Source organism: Mucilaginibacter defluvii (genome assembly GCF_039543225.1).
Classification (GTDB): domain Bacteria; phylum Bacteroidota; class Bacteroidia; order Sphingobacteriales; family Sphingobacteriaceae; genus Mucilaginibacter; species Mucilaginibacter defluvii.
Genome location: NZ_BAABJI010000004.1, coordinates 397,599 through 414,196, shown reverse-complemented (window position 1 = coordinate 414,196; position 16,598 = coordinate 397,599). Strand labels below are relative to the sequence as shown.

Genomic DNA, 16,598 nt, shown 5'->3' with positions numbered 1-16,598 from the left:
AGTTTAGTTTATCGGGCAAAATTACACATTGAAAACTTATTAGTGTGTAAAAATCAACGTTTGAAATATATCTGCCTATAATAAAACATTTTTATCAGTGATTGTATTATGTGAATACAACTATGAGAAGATATTTACTGTTGATTTTAAGTGTTTTAAGCACGTTTGCCGCCTTCGCTCAGCAGCAATATGAGCTTATGGGGAAAATAACCGATGCTGATGGTAAGGTAATTCCGTTCACTTCTGTATACATACGCAATTCCACCTACGGCACTACGGCTAATGAATTTGGACGGTATGACCTGCGCCTTAGCCCCGGGCAGTACAATGTAGTTTATCGCTTTGTAGGATATAAGGAAAAGGTAGTAAAAATTACCATTACCGATAAAGACGTTGAAAACAATGTTCAATTGCAGGATGAAATATTTTTGTTGAACGAAGTAACCGTTACCGGAAAACGCTCCGCCAATGCCGACCCCGGCATGGCTATTATGCGCGAGGTGGTAAAAAAACGCAAATTCTATCTTGAAGAAGTAAAAGGCTACTCATGCGCGGTATATATAAAAGGTGTACAAAAACTTATAAAATCACCTAAAAACCTGATGAGCAAGGAAGTTACCCGTGCGCTTGATCTCGATTCAAACGGCAGGGGAATTCTTTATCAGTCAGAATCACTTTCAAAATTTAATTTTGAGCGACCCAACAAGGTGCGCGAAATAACCATCGCCTCTAAAGTAGCCGGCCAAAACACCGCCTTTAGCTACAACAAGGCTTCAGACCTGCAATTCAACCTGTACGATAACGTATTTACTATAAACGGCTTAAGCGCGCGTGGCTTTGTTACACCCGTAGCTGATAACGCCTTTGATTTTTACCGGTTTAAACTGATAGGCAGCACGATATCAAACGGCGAAACTATTGATAAAATACAGATCATCCCTCGCCGAAAATACAGCCAGGCTTTTCAGGGTAATATTTACATTGTACATGGCGATTGGCGCATTTATGGTGCCGACCTGATGCTGACCGGCAAAACCAATATGATCAACCTGATTGATACCTTGCAGATCAGTCAGCAATTTGTGCCTGTTGAAAACGATAAATGGATGCCCGTATCGGCGCATTTTGATTTTGGCGGCAATGTATTCGGCTTTCAATTTGCAGGCTATTATGTAGCCATTTATAATAACTATAAACTTGACCCTAAATTTGAACCTGGCTTTTTTAATGGTGAGATTTTAAAGGTAGATACCGCCGCCAACAAAAAAACCAGCGAGTATTGGAATGAAACCCGCCCGATACCGCTTACCGCCCAGGAAAAACGGGACTACATTCGCAAAGACAGCGTTTTTGAAATAACCCATTCGGCCGAATACCTTGACTCGATGCAAAAATCGCAGAACCAGTTTAAGCCGGTATCATGGTTAATATTTCCCTACATCGCTACTGATTGGCGCACCAAACGCTCGGTACGCATTGAGCCTTTTTATAAGACGATTTTTTACAACACGGTTGAAGGCTGGGGTATTGATTTCAGGCCGACATTCAGCAGGCAGTTCACTAACCTCAGCAATATTACCGTTCAGCCTACGCTGCACTACGGTTTTTCGAGTAAGATGTTTAGTACAAACGTAAAGGCCAGCTATTTATACGACCAGTTTAACAACGCAAAAATCTATACAAGTTTTGGGTCGGATGTTTTGGATCTTAACAACGTAGGCACACGCTCTCTTTTCTTTAATACAGTTAGCTCACTCATTTATGAGAATAACTACGTAAAATACTATCGCTCTAAATTTGGAGAGGTTGGCTATCAGCGCGAACTGGCTGCGGGCATATTATGGAACACCAGCCTGGGATACTCTAACCGCAGGCAGTTATACAACACCTCTTTTAACCACATTTTTGATTCGAAGAATAAAGATTACCGGTCAAACAATCCGCTGGCGCCGGTTACCGCACCGGCGGACGACCGCTCGTTCCTGTTTCCGGACCATAATGCCCTTACGTTTAAAACCTCGGTTGAATTTACCTTTAATCCACGTTACTTAAACCGGCCAGATGGAAAGTACTACGTAAAATCAAAATACCCAACGCTTATATTTAATTATCGTAAAGGGATCAATAATGTGCTGGGCTCTGACGTGGATTATGATTTTGCTTCGGTTGACCTTTCGCAGGATGAAATTACCATGGGACTGTACGGCCGTTCATCATATAAAGTAACCGCGGGCACATTCTTTAACCGAAACACCCTTTACTTTATGGATTATAACCACTTTTTAGGCAACGTGGGTACCACCTTCGACCCTACTTATGTGGGTAGCTTCCACTTTCTGCCTTTTTATGAATTCAGTACTGACAGAACTTTTGTTGAAGCCCATTATTTTCATAATTTCTCGGGAGTACTTTTTAACAAGATCGGCTTTTTACGGGGCTTAAAGCTTGAAGAAGTAATTGGTGCAAACTATCTCAATACAAACAACCGCCGTAATTACTCTGAGCTGTATGTAGGTGTTAAAAAGCTGTTTTTCCGGGTTGATTACGGTATATCATTTGTTGGTAACCAGAAATACGTGCAGGGCATCAGGCTTTATTACGGTATCAGGTAACAATTACGGGGCGCGGTGCGTCTAACAATAAATCAAAACGCATCGCCATGAAAAAATTAGCTGCTGTTTTAGTGTTAAGCCTGAGCATTGCATTTGCATCATGCAATTATGGAAGCGAAACCCATACCGAAACACTAAGCACTTCCGGAAAAATTGTATTGGATAATACAAAAACCAAAATCGTCCATATGGACCCGGAAAGCTTTATGTCCTACGAAATTGATGGCGACAAGATAGCGGTATCAACCATGAACAATTCCGCGATGACTTATGAAGTTGATGGTGAGGAAGTGAAAAAACTTACCAACGCCCACGATATCGCGCTTTTTAACAAGGCGATTAAAGCATTGGCCAAACAGCAGGAAAGCAAAGCCGCCAAAGCGAAGCAGTAAGGTTGATTAATTCCGATTAAAATACGGCTATTTACAGTTCAAACGATATTGATTATCTTTGCGGCTCATTTAACACCGTTTGCAGCGGTATCAATGTATTTATGGCAAAGTATAATACCCTACTGTACTATTGTTACACAACAATAGCTGATGCGGAGCAGTATGCCGCAGATCACCTTCAATTTTGTAAACAACTTGGCTTAACCGGTCGCATAATTGTAGCCGGTGAAGGGCTTAACGGTACCGTATCCGGCACGGTTGAAGCCTGCCAGGCTTATATGGACGCGATTAAGGCTGATAGCCGCTTTGACTCCCTGGAGTTTAAGATTGATGAGGTTGACGAACCGTCGTTCGTAAAAATGCACGTTCGTTATAAATCGGAGATCGTGCACTCGGGCCTGCGCGATCCGCATATCATCAACCCGCAACAAAAAACCGGTAAACACCTGGAACCGGTTGAATTTATGGAGATGAAGGACCGGGATGATGTGGTGATACTCGACGTTCGCTCAAATTACGAACACTCTTTAGGCAAATTCAAAAATGCCGTAACACTTGACATTGATAACTTTCGCGATTTCCCGGCCATGATCAACGAGCTGGCGCAATACAAGGATAAAAAGATATTGACCTATTGCACCGGCGGCATCAAATGCGAAAAGGCATCGGCCCTGTTATTGCACGAAGGTTTTACCGATGTTTACCAATTACATGGCGGCATTATAAAATATGGCAAGGAGGCCGGCGGTAAGGATTTTGAAGGAAAATGTTACGTTTTCGATAATCGCCTGTCGGTTGATGTAAACAGCGTAAACCCTGAAGTTATTTCAAAATGTTATAACTGCGGCGCCATTACTGATAAGATGATCAACTGCGCTAACCCCGAGTGCAACGAACACTTTACCCAATGCGATGCCTGCGGCACCAAAATGGAAGGCTGCTGTAGCGATGCCTGCATGAGCCACCCCCGCAAGCGTACTTACGATGGTACGGGCTACTACGTAAAAGTACCGCAACCAGTAAACACGAAAAAGACCAAGCTGCAACCAGCCACGGAAATATAAAAAGAAGAGCCTGCAATATTGCAGGCTCTTCTTTTTATAAATTTTTTTCATTCCGAACGTTAGTGAGGACTCTTCACGCGTTCATTGCCAGGCGATAGATCTCTCCGCGTGTACCTCGTCGAAAAGACAAGAATATCTTAAACCCTCTCCATTGGAAGGGTTAGTTCGGGGTGATTACACCTTCCTGTAAATCTCTTTTAAATTACGGCCGAGTTCCTGGTAATCCAGCCCGTAGCCTATCACAAAATCGTTCTCAATTTCAAAGCCTACATATTTCAGCGCATCTATCTTATGGTCGAGGGCGGCGGGCTTAAGCAGCAGCGTGCATACTGTTATCGATTTTGGTTTGCGCACAGCAAGTTTATCCAACAAATAATGCAGGGTATTACCGCTTTCTACAATATCCTCAATCAATATCACGTCGCGGCCTTCAATATCAACACTCAAATCAATGTCCTCGCGTACCTTGCGTGTGCTTGATGTGCCACCATAGTATGATGCCAACTTGGTAAAGGTAACCTCGCAGGGTATAGTGATCTGCTTAATCAGGTCGGCTATAAATATAAAGCTACCGTTAAGCACACCTACAATAATGGGCGTTGTATGTTTAAAATCAACATTAAGCTGCGCGCCTATCACCCTAACACGTTTTTCTATTTCATCGGCTGCTATAAACGGTTCAAATTCAAGGTCGGCTATCTTAATATTCATGTCAGTTTTTTTGTGGGTGTTGTACCTGCTTTGCATCAGCCTTGGGGTATGGCTTAATATGCAAAGTAATTTTTACTACTAATGTAACACAAAACAAATAAATAACCGCAATTAAATGCAATTGCGCATGTGGCAACTGTTATTAAGCCTGCAAATGCCACTATACATAAGGCTGACATTGTTTGCTTTAATTAACCCTATCTTTGCGCACTTAATATGGATCATCAGCTACATAGGTTGCCCAACGGCATACGTATACTGTTTAAACACGCACCATTCGCGATTACGCATTGCTGTTTTTTAATTAATGCCGGCTCGCGCGATGAAGCGCCAGGAAAAGATGGCCTCGCGCATTTTATAGAGCACCTGGTATTTAAAGAAACCGAGCGGCGCAACACCTCGCAGATATTAAACCGCCTTGAACTGGTGGGTGCCGATCTGAATGCTTATACCACCAAAGAGTACACGTGTATTCACGCCTCATTTTTGCAGGAGCACCTGGAACGGGCTGCCGACCTGTTTGAAGATATATTATTTCACAGCACATTCCCTCAAGACGAACTGGAGAAGGAGCGGGGCGTTATCCAGGATGAGATTGCCTCATACCTCGATCAGCCCGAAGAAGCTATACAGGATGACTTTGAAGGCATGTTGTTCAGCGGCCACCCGCTTGGCAACAATATACTCGGCACCGCCGAAACAGTTGAGCAATTGAACGGGGACGACATTAGCCAATTCATTAAAGCTAACTACGCTACGGACGAAATGGTATTCGGCGTTTTTGGCAATTACGATTTTAAAAAAGTGGTTAAGCTTGCCGAAAAATATTTTGGCCCAGTACCAGCAAATTACAATAAAAAACAACGGCTGGCGCCCGCAATTAATTCATCCGCACATATCGTCCAACAAAAGCCCATTACACAAACCCATTGTGTTATAGGCACACAAGCTTATTCATCTTCACACGAAGATAAATATGGTTTACTGCTGGCTAATAACCTGCTGGGTGGCATGGGTATGAGCAGCCGGCTTAACCTAGAGATACGCGAAAAGCACGGCATAGCTTACACTATTGAGTCGAATTATACCTCTCTGACGGATACGGGCATGTTCTCGATATACTTTGGTACCGATGCCGAAAAAGCGGCCAAAGCTACCAAGTTGATCCAGCGGGAACTGAAAAAGATGCGCGATAACAAACTGGGCACGCTGCAATTCCATCAGGCTAAACAAAAGTTTATCGGCCAGATCGCGCTTGCCGAGGAAAGCCGCATGAGCCTGATCATCTCCATGGCTAAGAGCCTGCTTGATTTTGGTCATGCCGATAGCCTGGACGAAGTGTTTGCCAAAGTAAACGCCGTAACGGCCGACCAGGTGTTGCGGATATGCAACGAAGTGTTTGATAATAACCGCCTGATGACATTGGTATTTGAACCTAAATAAATTTTTTCACGTATTTTTGTACTATGAAGTATCCTATTATCGCATACGGCGATCCTGTTTTACGCAAAAAAGCCACAGCTATTGAGCCCGACGAATATCCGCATATAAAAGAATTGGTTAATGATATGTTTGAAACCATGTACAATGCGCGTGGCGTTGGGCTGGCGGCTCCGCAAATAGGCCTTTCCATGCGTTTGTTTGTAGTAGATGCCACGCCGTTTGACGATGAGGAGCCGGAACTGGCCAACTTTAAAAAAGCGTTCATTAACGCGCAGATTATTGAGGAAACAGGCGAAGAATGGGGTTTTAACGAGGGCTGCCTGAGCATACCCGATGTGAGGGAAGATGTTTACCGCAAGCCAACCATCAAAATATCATATTATGATGAAAACTGGAAGCATCATGAAGATGTAGTTTCTGGCATGGCGGCACGCATCATTCAACATGAATATGACCATATTGAGGGTAAACTTTTTACCGATAAATTAAGCCCGCTACGTAAGCGCCTGATCGAGAAACGCCTGGGCGATATCTCAAAAGGGGCTGTTAAGGTAGACTATAAAATGAAATTCCCGAACGCAAAAAAAGGAAGATAGTTTTTTGTGAGCCGGGACTAGTGAATTATAAATTACATACTATATAACAATAAAAGCAGCTTTAGAGCTGCTTTTATTGTTATTGCTTTTACAGATTGGCTCATACTTCTACCACACCTGCAACCTCACTCAATAGCTCCACCGCCTCATCAATGGTACTTACACTGTCGATGCTTAGTCGCAACGTGTTTTTAACTTCTTTAAGGTTAGTGCGGCGTGGATTACCCTGAACAAAGGTAAGTACGCGTCTGAATGCATCTGTTTCAAAGTATGGCGATTGTTGGTTAGTTATAAAATAACCGCGCAATACATTCTTTTTAAGTGATATTTTTTCGAAGCCTATTGCCTTGCCCAGCCATTGCAGGCGCATGGTATTCAGCAGATCATTAACCTGTGGTGGTACGGGGCCAAAACGGTCATGGAGCTGCTGTTTGAAAGCGATCAGTTCAGTTTCATTTTCCAGTTTTGATAGATCAGTATACAGATTATACCTTTCAGACAAATTAGTTACATATTCATTCGGAATCAATATCTCCTGGTCTGTATCTATCTGGGTAAATGATATAAAGGCACGTGGCTTATCATCCGGAAATACCTCCTTAAACTCGTCATCTTTCAACTCCTGTATAGCCTCATCCAATATCTTATGGTACATCTCAAAACCAATTTCGGCTATAAAACCGCTTTGCTCGGCACCCAGCAGGTTACCGCTGCCGCGAATGTCCAGATCGCGCATGGCTACATTGAAACCGCTACCCAGGTCACTGAACTCCTCAATTGCGCTCAACCGCTTACGTGCCTCGCTTGTGAGGGTTGAAAGTGGCGGACTCAGCAAATAGCAATATGCTTTTTTATTGCTCCGCCCTACACGGCCGCGCATCTGGTGCAAATCACTCAGGCCAAACATGTGGGCATGGTTTATAATGATGGTGTTGGAGTTAGGTATATCCAAACCGGCTTCAATAATGGTGGTTGCTACCAGTACATCGTACTCAGCATTCACAAACTTCATCATCACATCTTCCAGCGCATCGCCATCCAATTGGCCGTGGGCTATGCCAATGCGCGCGTGTGGAACCAGTTTGCGAATCAATCCGCCAAGCTGCGGCAAATCACTCACCCGGTTATGGATAAAGAAGACCTGACCGCCGCGGGCCAGCTCAAACTCTACGGCTTCTTTTATCAGCTTATCGTTAAATACATGCAGCTCGGTAACTACCGGCTGGCGGTTTGGCGGCGGGGTTGATATGATCGACAAATCGCGTGCGCCCATAAGCGAGAAGTGCAAGGTACGTGGTATGGGCGTAGCCGTAAGCGTTAGCGTATCCACATTGGCACGCATTTGTTTCAGCTTCTCCTTGGTTGATACGCCGAACTTCTGCTCCTCGTCAATAATCATCAGGCCCAGATCCTTAAACTTAACGTCCTTGCTCACCAAACGGTGGGTACCGATGATGATATCAACCTTACCTTCCTTCAGCTTCTCCAGTGTCTCCTTGATCTGCTTACTGCTTTTAAAACGGTTAACATAATCAATATTGCAGGGAAATCCCTTCAATCGGTCGCTGAATGTTTTGTAATGCTGCGCCGCTAAAATAGTGGTGGGCACCAATATGGCTACCTGCTTACTATCGGCAACGGCCTTGAACGCAGCGCGTACGGCCACCTCTGTTTTACCAAAACCCACGTCGCCGCAAATGAGACGGTCCATCGGGTGTGGCGATTCCATGTCTTTCTTGAAATCAAGCGTAGCTTTTTCCTGGTCGGGGGTGTCCTCGTATAAAAAGGAAGCCTCCAGCTCGGTTTGCAGATAACTGTCAGGAGAGAATGCATTACCCGTTTGCGCCTTACGCACAGCGTAAAGCTTGATCAGGTCACGGGCTATGTCCTTAACTTTTTTTTTTGTTGTTTTCTTCAGCCGCTCCCAGGTATCAGTACCCAGTTTATTCATTTTAGGCTGATGCCCCTCTTTACCGCTGTATTTGGAGATACGGTTAAGCGAGTTAATGTTTACGTACAACAGGTCGTTATCAGCATAAATAAGCCGAATCATTTCCTGTGTTTTGCCGTTAACCTCAACCTTTTCTAATCCGGCGTACTTACCTATACCGTGATCAATGTGGGTAACGTAATCGCCTGACTTTAACTCCCGCAGATCTTTTAAAGTAATGGCCTGCGAGCGTTGGTAGCTTTTTTTGAGCTTGTATTTGTAATAGCGGTCAAATATCTGGTGATCAGTGTAGCAGGCTAGGTGCTGTTCATGATCAACAAAGCCTTCGCGCAGCGCTATGTTTATCGGTGTAAACTTAATGGTTTTGTCCAAATCGTCCAGAATAGCATAAAGGCGCTCTATCTGCTTGGGCGAATCGGTAACAATAAAGTTCTCTATCTTATCAGCCTCGTTATTCTTCAAGTTGTGGATCAGCAAGCTAAAATCCTTATTGAAGGATGGCTGCGGACGCATTTCAAAATGCATCTGCTCATCGGCCTCGTAAAAAAACTGTTTACCAAACTCAACTACGGCAAAATCACGCAGTTGGTCGGCAATCATCTTTTCATCGGTAAAACTAAATTTCGGGTCAATCCATTCGGGGTTTTGCTGCTTTTCATCAGCCGATAACGCCTTCCATAACTCCGTAGCTTTTTTATGCCCTGTTTTAATAATATCCAGGGTGAATTGAACATCCTTCATCCATACCTGCGTATCGGGCTCTACGTATTCAAGCAGTGATATATTATTTTCAGTAAGGAATTTTGATTGTACGTTAGGTACGATGGTAATGCTTTTAACCTGCTCTGCCGATAACTGGCTATCAATCTCAAAAGTCCGGATAGATTCAACGTAATCGCCGAAGAATTCTGCCCGGTAAGGAAGGTTATGCGAAAACGAAAAGATATCCACTATGCCACCCCGTACCGAGAACTGACCGGGTTCATAAACAAAGTCAACCCGTTCAAAATCGTACTCTACTAAAAATTCAATGATGAAGTCGATGCTTAAGCTGCTGCCCACACTCATTTCGAGCGTGTTTTTTTCAAGTGATGAGCGGTCTATCACCTTTTCAGCCAGAGCCTCAGGATAGGTAACAATCAGCCGGCCATATTCTGATGAATGGTTGAGTTCGTTTAAAACCTCGGCGCGCGCCAGCACATTGCTGCTATCGGGCTGGGTAAATTCAAAAGGCTTGCGGTATGATGACGGAAACAGGAGTACTTCTTTACCGGTAAGGCTCTCCAGGTCGGCCTGAAAATAGGCAGCCTCTTCCCGTTCGGGCAGCACAAATATCATGTGCCTGTGCTGCAAAAAATACAATGCTACCGCAATGGCGGCATCACCTGAGCCAACCAAACCACGCAGCTGAACCCTCGGGTTTTTCCTGGCGTTAAGCGCTGATGCTAATGCCGTTACCCTCTTGTCAGCCTTGTAACGTTCTAAAATATCACGTATATCCAAAATTGCCGCAAATATACTTAAAAGTGCCTTTTTTATTTAGAATAACCCAAATTGTGACATAAAGTTCAAACAAAAGCAGCTTTAATGCGCTTTATTATCTGCATGGCGCTATAAGTGCCGACAGTACAGTTTAACCTAACTTTTATATTTATAAAGATGAAAAACGCATTACTATCCGGAGTGGTTATTGGTATTTTTAGCGGCCTTTGGTTATTTATTATGTACAAAACCGGTTACAATCTGGAAGATTCAAAGGCATCACCTTTTGAGTACATTTCGGCATTGATACCAATTATTGGCCTGCTCATCGCCATTAAGGATTACCGCGACAATTACCTTAATGGAAAAATGGGCTTTTTAGAAGCTCTGGTTCAAAGCTTTAAAATACTAATTTTTGGTGGTATTTTAGCTGTGTTTGCTGCTATAGTTTTCATCAATTATGTATCCAGCGGCAATAATTTCGAAGAGTTTTCTGGCCGTATGTTCGGTGCATTGCTGGTTGGTGTAATAAGTGCATTTGGTGTATCTTTACTATACGCAACCAAGTCCGAAAAAATTGATTAAAAAACTGTTCGCTAAATATTTTGAATTATGCTTTTTGGTAGCGGCGCTTATAGCGCTCGCGATTACTGATCCCGCCGCCAAAACACATTTTAGCTTATGCCCCCTAAAAATGGCGGGTATCGGCTGGTGCCCGGGCTGTGGCCTGGGCCATTCTATTTCGTGGCTTTTCAGAGGCAATATCAGCAACTCGTTTCAAGCCCATTGGTTAGGTATACCGGCCTTGATTGTAATAGCGTGGCGTATCATCACCCTGGCCAAAAGCAATATCGTTCCTGCAAAATTCAATTAATATTCCAGCACCACGTGTGGTTTGTAGGTATCGGTACGTACCTCTGCTTTAAGCTCATGTAAAATATTGTACAGGCCGAAATTAGTACGGTTTACATAGATGAAGTGTTTTACTCCGCGGGGTTGTTTAAACTCGGGCATCTTCGATATCTTTTCACCAAACTGATACAAGCTATCGAAAAACGCTGTTTGCGCAAAATCAAACATGCTGTTGATGTAAGGCATAGCAAAAAGGCTGATCATCTCTTTGTAAGCATTGTAATAAAACTCCACTTGCGCAGGGCTATCATTGGTATGTATCATCTCCAGCATGCGGAATGCTTTGATAGTTTCCTCTTTATTACTTAACAGGTCAGTTGAGGTGAGGGAGAAGAACGGCGTATAAAAATCTTCAGGCATCTCTTTGATACAGCCGAAATCAATAACGCCCAGTTTACCGTCAGGCGTTATTAAAAAATTACCCGGATGCGGGTCGGCATGAACCGCCCGCAACTCATGTTGCTGAAAGTTGTAAAAATCCCAAAGCGCCTGCCCAATCTGATTGCGCAACTCCTGCGATGGATTTGTAGCCAGAAACTCGCGCAGGTGTTTCCCTTCCAGCCAATCCATGGTAATAATACGCTTGCTCGAAAGTTCAGGGTAATATGTTGGGAACACCACATTGTTGAGGATAGCGCAGGCCGTTGAAAACTCTATAGAGCGGCGTACTTCCAGTTCATAGTCGGTTTCTTCAAGCAAGCGTTCCTCAACCTCATGCATATAAATATCCAGTTCGCGCTCATTCATTCCCAATAAGCGAAAGGCAAAGGGTTTCACGAGTTTCAGATCAGATGATATGCTGTTGCCAACACCCGGATATTGTATTTTCACCGCCAGCTTTTTACCATTTAGCTCGGCCTGGTGCACTTGCCCAATGGATGCCGCGTTGGTTGAACGCAGGTTAAACTTGTCGTATATCTGATCGGGTGTTTTGCCAAAGTATTTACGGAAAGTTTGTACAATAAGCGGCCCCGACAATGGCGGCGCGTTATACTGCGATTGGGAAAACTTATCTACGTACGCCTGCGGAAGCAGGTTTTTATCCATGCTGAGCATTTGCGCAACCTTTAAAGCGCTGCCTTTAAGCTCACTTAATGATTGATAAATATCGGCCGCATTATCCTGGTCAAGCTCCGACTTATCTAACTCCGGGTTAAACAGTTTTTTTGAATAATGCTTAACGTAATTACCGCCAATTTTAAGCCCGGTTTTAACAAACTTGGCTGATCGCTGTACTTTACTGGTAGGTATGCTGTTTTGTTCTTTGGGCGTTTCGCTCATAATCATCTTTGCCCATTACAGGCTTCTGCTTCACCGTTTGGGGTTATAAACCCACCTTATCTTTAATATTGCTGTTGTTGTATAAAAACTTGCCGTACTCCAACAGGTTATCAATTGGTGTACGCTCAAACAAATCGAAAGTAACGTTTACGCCTTTTTCAATCGCCTCATCTGTTTTTTCGAATCCGGCTGAATTATCTTTTATCCAAAAGTTAAGTACAAAGCCAAATTGCATCCAAAGGCCATCCTTGTAGCGTTTTGCAAAGAATTTACGGTCTGATAGTTCACCGCTCTCCAGGCCCTGCTTTAAAATACTTTCAGCAAAATTTTCAAAAACAACCTTTAACTGGTCAAGCACCACCGGCGAACCCAAAGTACGTGCATGGCTGTTCAGGCTATAAACCGCAAAGCTTCGGCGGCCTTTTAACAACTCAAAAAAAGCGTAAAAAAAAGACAGGGCTTTCTCGCGCGCGCTATACTGAATCCAAACCTCCTGCGCCTCAATCTCGGTAAGCGTTTTGTTGGCCATGTCGACCCATATGCTTTGCTCCACACCGTCAAATGACCCGAAAAAGCGATAAAACTCTTCTTCAGTCATCTCGTTCTGCTTAGCAAAAATATAAACAGATTTGGGCTGGGTCCCTTCGGTCAGCACATAATCAATATACGCGTTTTGTATGCTTTCAACTGTTGTCATAATTTAATTTTTAGTTACATAAATAGTAACTTGCCACGTTTTAATTAAATAACGATTTGTATACATATTGTATTACTACAATATACTAATAAATAGCCAAATAGGTTTTTAACCCGGGCATTCTTACACAATAATGGCAAAGAAAAACTTTATCACACCTATACTTTTACTGGTGGCGCTGTTAATTGGTTTTGGTTGCGCTAAAAGCGACCGGGATTTTGAAGTTTTTGTAAATGCCGGTGAAAAATTAATTTCAGGGTTAAACTTGTATAAACCTCCGTTCGCATTAAATCTACAATACTATTACAGTCCGTTTTTCGCCCTACTAATGGCACCAGTCAGTTACCTGCCTCTTTTGGTAGCTGAAACTATCTGGGGGTTTTTATCGTGCGTATTTCTGTACCAGATCTGGAGAATATCACAAAGCTATTTCAATACAAACGCTTTAACCCAAAAGCAAAAGAACTTTTGGCTGCTGTTGTCAATAATCTTTACGGCACGCTTTATACGGTACGATATGACCACCATACAGGTAACCATATTTCTGACCTGGGCCACGTTACAAAGCCTTAAATTCTTTGACCGCGAAAAACCCATCGCCGGAGCCGCTTTACTGGCGTTGGCAATAAATATTAAGCTGTTGCCGCTGCCATTCCTTTTATACCTTATTTATAGAAGGCAATTTCTTGGGGCATCGCTTACATGCGTTTTTTATATTGCATATTTATGCGTACCGGCTATATTTATCGGATGGAACCGGAATGTCTTTCTTTTAAGCGAATGGTTTGCCATTATCAACCCTAATAATAAAGAATGGATTATTGAAGCGGAGAACGGGCCGAGTAGCCTGGTAGCTATGATACCGGTTTACATAACCGACACGATAGGCGTTTTGCCTGTAAAACGGAATTTTATTAATCTGCCGTTTAAATCAGTATTTATCATACTGAATATGGTACGCTTGTTTTTTGTAGCACTGACGCTGTTTTTTTTGCGAATGCCACCGTTTTGCACTATAACCGACAAGCGCAGGTTATTTTGGGAACGGAGTTATTTGTTTATAGCTGTACCGCTTTTGTTTCCGCACCAGCAACGTTATGCATTCGTTTTCATGGCTCCGGCTTTAATTTATATCGCGTGGTACCTGGTTACTAATTGGAGTACGCTAAAACAAAAGTATAGCTATTTAACCTGGACGCTGTTGTTTTTAGTGTTGATTCATTTTACACCATTAATCGGCCGGGATATTATATCAAGCTATGTTTACGAGCTATTTTTGCATTACAGAGTGCTAACTTTTGCCGGAATCGCTTTAGTTATTGTTTTATACTGTTTTAAACCAACATTTAAGTTTGAAGAAATTAAGCCGACGAATATTGAATAACCAAGGGAACGAAAGCAAAAAAGCCACCGTTGCAGGATGGCTTTTTGTTTGGTGGAGAATATCGGAGTCGAACCGATGACCTCTTGCATGCCATGCAAGCGCTCTAGCCAGCTGAGCTAATCCCCCGTTTGATTGGGCTGCAAATATAGGAGTTCGTTTTAAACTTAAAAAGAAAATAATTAAAAGGGACATTATTTTTCGCGGAAAGGGTGGCTTGCCCTAACTTTTATTATTCCAAATGCCGCACATCAATTTACTATTAGCAATAAAACCTTAACACTTTTTCGCTGTACTTAATTGAGATTAGAATTCTGTTAGGATTACACAGTAACGGACTTCTGGTGAATAACATTTGTTATAATTGCACCAATGTAAATAAGTCTGTTAGCATGGTTTGTAATTTGTTAGGTTGATATTTTCAATTCATAACTTATTAAAAGTAATAAGCCGGTCAGAAATTTCAGCAGTTGTTTAACAAGAGGTATTGGTTATGAAAAACGATTATATATCAACTAAGCAAAAGGCGCTTACCATCAACCTTGATCCGCAGATATACGGATCATTTGCGGAGATAGGCGCCGGGCAGGATATAGCAGCGCATTTTTTTAAAGCGGGTGGTGCAGCGGGCACCATCGCCAAAACCATGTCTGCCTATGACATGACCTTTTCTGACGCGATATATGGCACACAGCAAATTAAGCGGTATGTAAGCCGCCAGCGATTGGTTGCCATGCTCGACCATGAATATCAACTATTAATTGAGCGGCTTGCCGAGCTACGCGGAAGCAGCACTACTTTTTTTGCGCTTTCGGGTACCTTTTCAGCCCTGAACTATCATAAAACAAACGAAGGCCATGGCTGGATAGGCGTACGATTTCAAACCGTGCCCAACGGGCCCTCGCACGAGGTAATATTACATATAAAACTGCTTGATAACGATAACGTGCTGCAACAACAGGCTGTAGGTGTATTGGGCGTAAACCTATTATATGCCTGTTTTTATCACCGGCAATCGCCCGAGGATTTCCTTCTATCGCTGATGCATGACCTTAATACAGGGCGTATACAAATTGATATGGTTCATTTTGAGGGCCCGGATTTTGATAAGGTCGACAACCGTTTAATGAGCCTTTACCTGGTGAAGTACGGTTTCTCTGACGCAGCCCTATTTGGCCCGAACGGAAAAAACCAGCAGCCATCAGAAATACTTTACAAAAAACACATCGTAGTAGTACGTGGCCGCTTCCGGCCGCTGATCAACGTTCACGTGGAAATGCTTGAACGCGGATTACAGCAGTTTACCCAGGAACCCGATATAGATAAGGAAAATATTGTAGTGCTCTCGGAGCTCACCCTGAAATCACTTAAGGAGAGAGATGACGACGAAACCGGCCTTATTGATGAGAAGGATTTTTTAGACCGTGTAGATATACTCTGTAGCATGGGCCAAACAGTTATGATATCCAACTTTCACGAGTATTATAAGCTGGCCGCGTATCTCTCGGGTATCACCAAGTTGAAAATTGGCATTGTGCTGGGTTACCCTAACCTGGAGTACATCTTCTCAGAAGAGCATTACACCAACCTTCCTGGTGGCATATTGGAGTCGTTCTCTACCTTATTCAGCCGAAAGGTTAAACTATACGTTTATCCTACGCTGCGGGATGGTGAAATACTTAATGTAGCCAAATTTACTTTACCCCCTAAACTCATCGACCTGTACGAATACCTGGTAGCGAATGACAAGATTGCCGATATTCGAGATTTTAACGCGGTTAACCTGCAAATCTTGTCAGACAATGTGCTGAATCTCATTAAACATAACAAACCCGGTTGGGAAGAGTATGTGCCTGAAAAGGTAACCTCGATAATAAAGGAGCGCAGGCTTTTTAATTATAACCCTGATATACAAGAGCAAGAAGTTCCTCCTGCTCAATAATTAATTGCCGCGCCCGCCTGCATGGTGAAAGTCTTCTAAATACATATTTATCTAAGTCCAGGTATAAGCGCAGGCCTTGAGGCTTACCACGTACAATTTATCAAAAAATTTGCCGATGCTTTACTGATGGCGAT

At 43.0% G+C, this 16,598-nt stretch carries 13 protein-coding genes and 1 tRNA gene; 9 read left to right on the top strand and 5 right to left on the bottom strand.

What is annotated here, in order from left to right:
• The first annotated feature begins 122 nt into the window (after positions 1 to 122).
• The 3 genes from ABD960_RS18760 (at position 123) to trhO (ending at position 4,068) form a co-directional block, all read left to right on the top strand.
• Positions 123 to 2,612 carry a DUF5686 and carboxypeptidase regulatory-like domain-containing protein gene (locus ABD960_RS18760; protein ID WP_345333640.1) on the top strand — a complete coding sequence of 830 codons (2,490 nt, stop codon included), beginning with the start codon at positions 123 to 125 and terminating at the stop codon, positions 2,610 to 2,612.
• A gap of 47 nt (positions 2,613 to 2,659) precedes the next feature.
• Positions 2,660 to 3,004 carry a hypothetical protein gene (locus ABD960_RS18755; protein ID WP_345333638.1) on the top strand — a complete coding sequence of 115 codons (345 nt, stop codon included), beginning with the start codon at positions 2,660 to 2,662 and terminating at the stop codon, positions 3,002 to 3,004.
• 101 nt (positions 3,005 to 3,105) lie between these two features.
• Positions 3,106 to 4,068, top strand: coding sequence for an oxygen-dependent tRNA uridine(34) hydroxylase TrhO (trhO, locus tag ABD960_RS18750; RefSeq protein ID WP_345333636.1), 963 nt, complete (start codon positions 3,106 to 3,108; stop codon positions 4,066 to 4,068).
• Positions 4,069 to 4,242: 174 nt separating this feature from the next.
• Here trhO and hpt read toward each other — a convergent pair whose 3' ends face one another.
• Positions 4,243 to 4,779: a hypoxanthine phosphoribosyltransferase gene (gene hpt / locus ABD960_RS18745; protein ID WP_345333634.1), complete on the bottom strand. Its 537-nt coding sequence runs from the start codon at positions 4,777 to 4,779 to the stop codon at positions 4,243 to 4,245.
• Positions 4,780 to 4,995: 216 nt separating this feature from the next.
• Here hpt and ABD960_RS18740 point away from each other — a divergent pair, with 216 nt between their 5' ends.
• Both ABD960_RS18740 and def read left to right on the top strand, forming a co-directional pair.
• Positions 4,996 to 6,222 (top strand): M16 family metallopeptidase, encoded by a 1,227-nt coding sequence (locus ABD960_RS18740; RefSeq protein WP_345333632.1) that lies wholly within the window; start codon positions 4,996 to 4,998, stop codon positions 6,220 to 6,222.
• A 23-nt stretch (positions 6,223 to 6,245) separates the two neighbouring features.
• Positions 6,246 to 6,818: a peptide deformylase gene (gene def / locus ABD960_RS18735; protein WP_345333630.1), complete on the top strand. Its 573-nt coding sequence runs from the start codon at positions 6,246 to 6,248 to the stop codon at positions 6,816 to 6,818.
• A gap of 100 nt (positions 6,819 to 6,918) precedes the next feature.
• Here the strand turns inward: def and mfd are convergent, their stop codons facing one another.
• Positions 6,919 to 10,272, bottom strand: a complete 3,354-nt coding sequence (gene mfd, locus ABD960_RS18730) for a transcription-repair coupling factor (RefSeq protein WP_345333628.1) — start codon at positions 10,270 to 10,272, stop codon at positions 6,919 to 6,921.
• 156 nt (positions 10,273 to 10,428) lie between these two features.
• Here mfd and ABD960_RS18725 point away from each other — a divergent pair, with 156 nt between their 5' ends.
• Together ABD960_RS18725 and ABD960_RS18720 are read left to right on the top strand one after the other, a co-directional pair.
• The gene (locus tag ABD960_RS18725) at positions 10,429 to 10,836 is read left to right on the top strand and encodes a DUF4199 domain-containing protein (protein ID WP_345333626.1); all 408 of its coding nucleotides are present in this window, start codon (positions 10,429 to 10,431) and stop codon (positions 10,834 to 10,836) included.
• Positions 10,829 to 11,125: a DUF2752 domain-containing protein gene (locus ABD960_RS18720; protein ID WP_345333624.1), complete on the top strand. Its 297-nt coding sequence runs from the start codon at positions 10,829 to 10,831 to the stop codon at positions 11,123 to 11,125. Before ABD960_RS18725 ends, ABD960_RS18720 begins: the two co-directional genes overlap by 8 nt.
• Here ABD960_RS18720 and ABD960_RS18715 read toward each other — a convergent pair.
• Both ABD960_RS18715 and ABD960_RS18710 read right to left on the bottom strand, forming a co-directional pair.
• On the bottom strand, positions 11,122 to 12,444 hold the full coding sequence (locus tag ABD960_RS18715) for an ABC1 kinase family protein (RefSeq protein WP_345333622.1): 1,323 nt from the start codon (positions 12,442 to 12,444) through the stop codon (positions 11,122 to 11,124). The genes ABD960_RS18720 and ABD960_RS18715 overlap by 4 nt on opposite strands.
• A gap of 43 nt (positions 12,445 to 12,487) precedes the next feature.
• Entirely contained in the window at positions 12,488 to 13,141 is a 654-nt protein-coding gene (locus ABD960_RS18710) for a TetR family transcriptional regulator C-terminal domain-containing protein (RefSeq protein ID WP_345333620.1), read from the bottom strand.
• 133 nt (positions 13,142 to 13,274) lie between these two features.
• Between ABD960_RS18710 and ABD960_RS18705 the strand changes: the two genes are divergently transcribed.
• Positions 13,275 to 14,525 carry a glycosyltransferase 87 family protein gene (locus ABD960_RS18705; RefSeq protein ID WP_345333618.1) on the top strand — a complete coding sequence of 417 codons (1,251 nt, stop codon included), beginning with the start codon at positions 13,275 to 13,277 and terminating at the stop codon, positions 14,523 to 14,525.
• A 49-nt stretch (positions 14,526 to 14,574) separates the two neighbouring features.
• Here ABD960_RS18705 and ABD960_RS18700 read toward each other — a convergent pair.
• A tRNA-Ala gene (locus ABD960_RS18700) sits at positions 14,575 to 14,651 on the bottom strand.
• Positions 14,652 to 15,015: 364 nt separating this feature from the next.
• Between ABD960_RS18700 and ABD960_RS18695 the strand changes: the two genes are divergently transcribed.
• The gene (locus tag ABD960_RS18695; RefSeq protein ID WP_345333616.1) at positions 15,016 to 16,464 is read left to right on the top strand and encodes a TonB-dependent receptor; all 1,449 of its coding nucleotides are present in this window, start codon (positions 15,016 to 15,018) and stop codon (positions 16,462 to 16,464) included.
• Positions 16,465 to 16,598 lie beyond the last annotated feature (134 nt).